This window comes from Acetobacter tropicalis, from assembly GCF_001580915.1.
GTDB classification, from domain to species: Bacteria; Pseudomonadota; Alphaproteobacteria; order Acetobacterales; family Acetobacteraceae; genus Acetobacter; species Acetobacter tropicalis.
The window spans coordinates 1-4,202 of record NZ_LHZQ01000114.1 but is presented as its reverse complement, the minus strand read 5'-3'; the positions used below and the strand labels follow the sequence as shown (position 1 = coordinate 4,202).

Below are 4,202 nucleotides of genomic sequence, written 5' to 3'. Positions count from 1 at the left end.
AACCCGATGTACAACCCTTCTGTGAGATTTCCGCGTCGAAGAGCGGCTGAATGTCAGGCTGTTCACCCGCTCCCCGGCCGGTGCTACCCCGACAGCCTTCGGTGAAGAATTTATCCTCTGGACCCAGATGATCCTGGATAACGTGGCTGGCATGAACGCCCGCGCTCGGCGGACGGGCAAGGGCGAGAATGGCCAGATCTCCATCGGCATCCAGACCTGCGTCCTGCCTGGACGCCTCTCGGCCTTCACGGCGGAGTTCCGTGCTACGCATCCCGATATCATCTTTCGCTATTCCGAGGGCACAGGCAAGAGACTGGTGCGTCGGCTCCAGCGCGGACAGATCGATTTCGCGGTCGTCACACGTCGCAATCTGACGCCAGTCCTGCGCGTCATGCCCCTTTGGAGCGACCGCATCGTGGCGGCGCTCTCCACCGATCACCCTCTGGCGACACGACGGGAAATCTCATGGCAAGATCTGCGTCATGAAACATTCCTGATCGGACGTGATAATGCCGGTCATGATTTCAAGGAACTTATCCGGAGAAAACTCGGTGAAACCGATATCCATCCCAGAATCCGTCATCATGATATCGGCAGCAATCGGGTTGTCGCACTCGTCCAGAACAAGGAAGGCATCGCGCTACTTCCGGCCTCGTGGCTGCCGCTGATCCGCGATCAGCATGGCCACGACATCGCGATCATGGAAATCCGTGACGTAGGCGGTTCCTCCCATCTGGAATTCGGCATTGTCTGGCGGCCCGACAATGAGAATCCCTGCGCCCAGAGCTTCGCCCGATATATCGAAGCCCATCAGCCGTGGCCGTGAGGCTACTTTTCCGACGATGCTGCTTTTGCCTGCCTCCGCGCCCTGGCGAATCCCTTGTCCGACATCATGAACTGCCGAAGCATGGGCGCAACCAGCCGGGCCGGGTCCATCGCCCCATCGTTGCCGGAAAGAAGTGCCGCATAGGCAAGCAGGTCACGATGGAGGTCGGCGGGTAGCGCCACGGTCATTCTGACCGGTTTCTCATCGGGAAGTTCCCGGATTTTCAGGTCCGTCATCGTATATGTCCTTGATCCCGGTAGGGTTTGAGTAGCAGGTCGTGCCCGACCAGAACGGTAAAGGGCAGCCCCGGCCGATCGGTCAGGGTGGGCTGGACGTTCAGACTGCGATCGATCAGCCGGTTACCGACCATGGAAAACCCGTTGCTGGCGCCAGAACGGATCGCCTGCATCAGGTTGTTCTCGTTCCATGACGTCCCGGCTTCGGAGCCCACGCTGAGCAGGGTCGTGACCAGGGCGGCTTTGAACAACTGCCCCCAGTGACTGTTCACCTCGTCGGACAGGCCGGACTGGCCAATGGCGTCGCCGCCGGGCAGCTTTTCCAGCACCAGGCTTTCGCCATTCGGGAAAATCAGCCGGGTCCAGATAATCTGGGTGCGCTGCTGCCCGAAGGAGACGCTGCTGTTATAGGCCCCAAACAGCGTGCTCCCCTGCGGGATCAGAAGATAGCGCCCGGTCGGGCTGTCATAGACGTTCTGGGTCACATGGCTGGTAATCTGGCCCGGCAGGTCGGAGCTGATTTTCGTGTTCAGCGCGCCAGCGATCACCGTGCCCGCCTGAAGGATATAGGGCGAGACCAGCGGCATGATGCGATCGGGGCTGGTTGTCGCGCGATCCGGCTGCCCTTCCAGGAAGGCAATGTTTCCAGCCTGTGGTCCGTCCGTGGTGGACGCCCGCCCCTGAGAGGCAGGAGCGCCCGGCACGGGTGGCATCACCTGGTCACTGGCACGGTCGCGCTCCCCCGTCTGCACGAACAGCCGGCTGGCGATCGCCGCCTCGGCCTCCTGCGCGGCGCGGTGGTCTTCGGTACCGGAGGCCGCCTTCCCCTGCCCTTGCGCATGCAGGATGGCGCGCCCGAGATCACCGGGCAACGCTGGCCCGAGTTTCGGCACGTCCTTGCCGATATAATCGGAGGGCAGCCCCGCCAGCCCGTCGGCCGAGGGACGGACATCGGTATCCTGTGTGGCCGACGTGGACGGCGGCCTATGGCTGGCCTGAAGGGCGTAACCCAGCGCGAAGGCCACCGCGACCATGCCGACCCCGCCCAGCGACCAGACCACGGTGCGCGACAGACGCACCACGCGCGGCCGATCGGCCCGCAGACGCAGATCGGGCGGCGGCGTTGCAGCACCTGCGGGATTTTCGCCCACTGTCGGCGCCTGCCCGGTCATGTCCGCCGTCCGTCGGTACGGACGATGCGCACCCGTTGCTCGGAATGCTTGTCGCCCAGCCGCAGTTCGGCGGCGGCAAACAGGCGATCCACGATCATCCAGTTCTGCCGCACCCGGTAATTGACCAGTTCCGGCCCACCATCGGCCCCCAGCACAAAGAGCGGGGGCAGTTCCCCCTGCCCGATCCCGGATGGGAAAGCGATATAGACCTTATGCCCATCATCGAAAGCCCGGCTGGGTAACCAGGGCGGTGTGGCGCCTTTCACCGGCTGGATGGCGTAACGGAAATTCAGCGCGTCGAGATCCAAACCCACGTCCACAGGAGCAATGTCATCGGCCGCATCGTTTTGCCGGTGCAGGGCGATCAAATCATCCTCGGGATAGTCCCACGATACCGACGCCATATACGTCACCGGCGTGGAGCGCAGTTCGGCGAGATAGGTGCGCCGATCCGTATTGACGATCAGGTTGGTAGCCAGGTCCGGCCGGGTCGGCTTGACCAGGATATGGATGCGCTTCGTGGCCCCCGCCCCGCTCTCGGTATCGCCGATGATCCAGCGCACGGTATCGCCAGCGGCCACCGGCCCGGTGCCGACCAGCTTTTCACCCTGCTGGAGCATGATATCGGTGATCTCACCGGGCGAGGCATAGACCTGATAGAGCGCGCCGGCAGAATAGGGATAGACCTGCACCGCGTTCACATAACCGGCCCGCGTCGGCTGGATACGCGCCGCCAGATTGGCCTGCGTCACGCGCACGGTCGGGTCGGCGACTTCGGGCACCGGATGGGCCGTGCGTCGTGGCGGCAGCGGCTTGAGCTGGCCCGGCAGGGGAAGGATTTTTGGAACCTCCACGACCTGCACCGGCTTCGGCGGATCGGGCTGGCGCAGGGCCTGAGCGGCATCATCGTAGCGGATGATCGGCGGGTGGTAATGCTGCGCGCAGCCTGCAAGAGGCAGGACAAACAGCGGGAGGAAACGAAGAGCACGACGGATCATTGGCCCAGCTCCTTCGACCAGTTGATGGCGGAGACGTAGATACCCAGAGGATTTTTCCGCAGATGATCGGCGTCACGCGGCGTGCGCAGGACGACCGAGACGATGGCGGTCCAGCGCTCGGTGCCAACAAAAGCGCCGTCGCGGTAATGGCGCTCGCTCCAGGCCACACGAAAGCTGCCGGGCGAGGCCCGGATCACCGAGGCGATATCCACCTCGACCTGCTCGTGCCCGATCCGCGAGAACGGATCGTTGAGGCGGGCATAATCGTTCAGCGCCTGCGCGCCCGACGTGGTGGTGAAATCATAGGACCGCAGCCAGTTCTGCCGGACTACCACAGGGTCCGACGACAGGGCGCGCACGTCGTGGACGAACTGCGCCAGATACCAGGCGATCTGCGGATCGGCGGGCATATAGCCCGCTGTCGCGGGGGCCACGACCTGCGCCTGCCCCAGCCGGTCCACCTGCACCACCCACGGCGTGATGGTGCCGCGCGCGGACTGCCAGACCAGCCCGGCCCCGAGCCCTGCCGAGAGAAAGAGCGATCCGAACGTCATCAGCCGCCAGTTTCTTGCCTGGACGCGGGCGGAACCGATCCGTTCGTCCCAAACCTGCGCTGCTTTCTGATAGGGCGTCACGGGTTCGGGCGTGGTCCCGTAGCGGGTGGTGGAGCGACGGAACATCGTCCTCATTCCTTTTCCGAGAGATCAATGGACGCCGAGCCACCGCCGCCGTCGGCCGAGCGGATGATGTGGGCGGCCTCGGCGGCATGGGTTGCGGCATTGCGACGCTTCATCTTCTGAGCCCAGCGGGGCGGTTCACCAGAACCGCCACCATCTCCACCAGATGGACCATCACCGGCAGGGCCACCTCCCGAGGGGCCGCCGCCACCAGCTGGACCACCCCCACCCGATGGAGACGGCCCGCTGCCACCGGTTTCGTCACCCTCTCCACCGCCCATCCCGCGCGCGGC

Annotated in this window: 5 protein-coding genes and 1 pseudogene; 1 reads left to right on the top strand and 5 read right to left on the bottom strand. The window is 64.4% G+C overall.

Annotated features, from left to right (window positions below; genetic code table 11):
* The first annotated feature begins 127 nt into the window (after nucleotides 1-127).
* Complete coding sequence (locus tag AD944_RS01115) at nucleotides 128-826, top strand: LysR family substrate-binding domain-containing protein (RefSeq protein ID WP_045543512.1); 699 nt, start codon at nucleotides 128-130, stop codon at nucleotides 824-826.
* Nucleotides 827-828: 2 nt separating this feature from the next.
* Here the strand turns inward: AD944_RS01115 and AD944_RS01110 are convergent, their stop codons facing one another.
* From AD944_RS01110 to AD944_RS16960, 5 genes and pseudogenes are all read right to left on the bottom strand, one after another.
* On the bottom strand, nucleotides 829-1,062 hold the full coding sequence (locus tag AD944_RS01110; RefSeq protein WP_007396822.1) for a DUF2274 domain-containing protein: 234 nt from the start codon (nucleotides 1,060-1,062) through the stop codon (nucleotides 829-831).
* Nucleotides 1,059-2,234 carry a TrbI/VirB10 family protein gene (locus tag AD944_RS01105; protein ID WP_045543511.1) on the bottom strand — a complete coding sequence of 392 codons (1,176 nt, stop codon included), beginning with the start codon at nucleotides 2,232-2,234 and terminating at the stop codon, nucleotides 1,059-1,061. Before AD944_RS01105 ends, AD944_RS01110 begins: the two co-directional genes overlap by 4 nt.
* Nucleotides 2,231-3,232, bottom strand: coding sequence for a P-type conjugative transfer protein TrbG (gene trbG / locus AD944_RS01100; RefSeq protein ID WP_045543510.1), 1,002 nt, complete (start codon nucleotides 3,230-3,232; stop codon nucleotides 2,231-2,233). The genes AD944_RS01105 and trbG overlap by 4 nt, the downstream gene beginning before the upstream one ends.
* Complete coding sequence (gene trbF / locus AD944_RS01095; protein WP_045543509.1) at nucleotides 3,229-3,912, bottom strand: conjugal transfer protein TrbF; 684 nt, start codon at nucleotides 3,910-3,912, stop codon at nucleotides 3,229-3,231. Before trbF ends, trbG begins: the two co-directional genes overlap by 4 nt.
* 5 nt (nucleotides 3,913-3,917) lie before the next feature.
* Nucleotides 3,918-4,202: pseudogene (locus AD944_RS16960) on the bottom strand (P-type conjugative transfer protein TrbL); the annotation flags it as partial.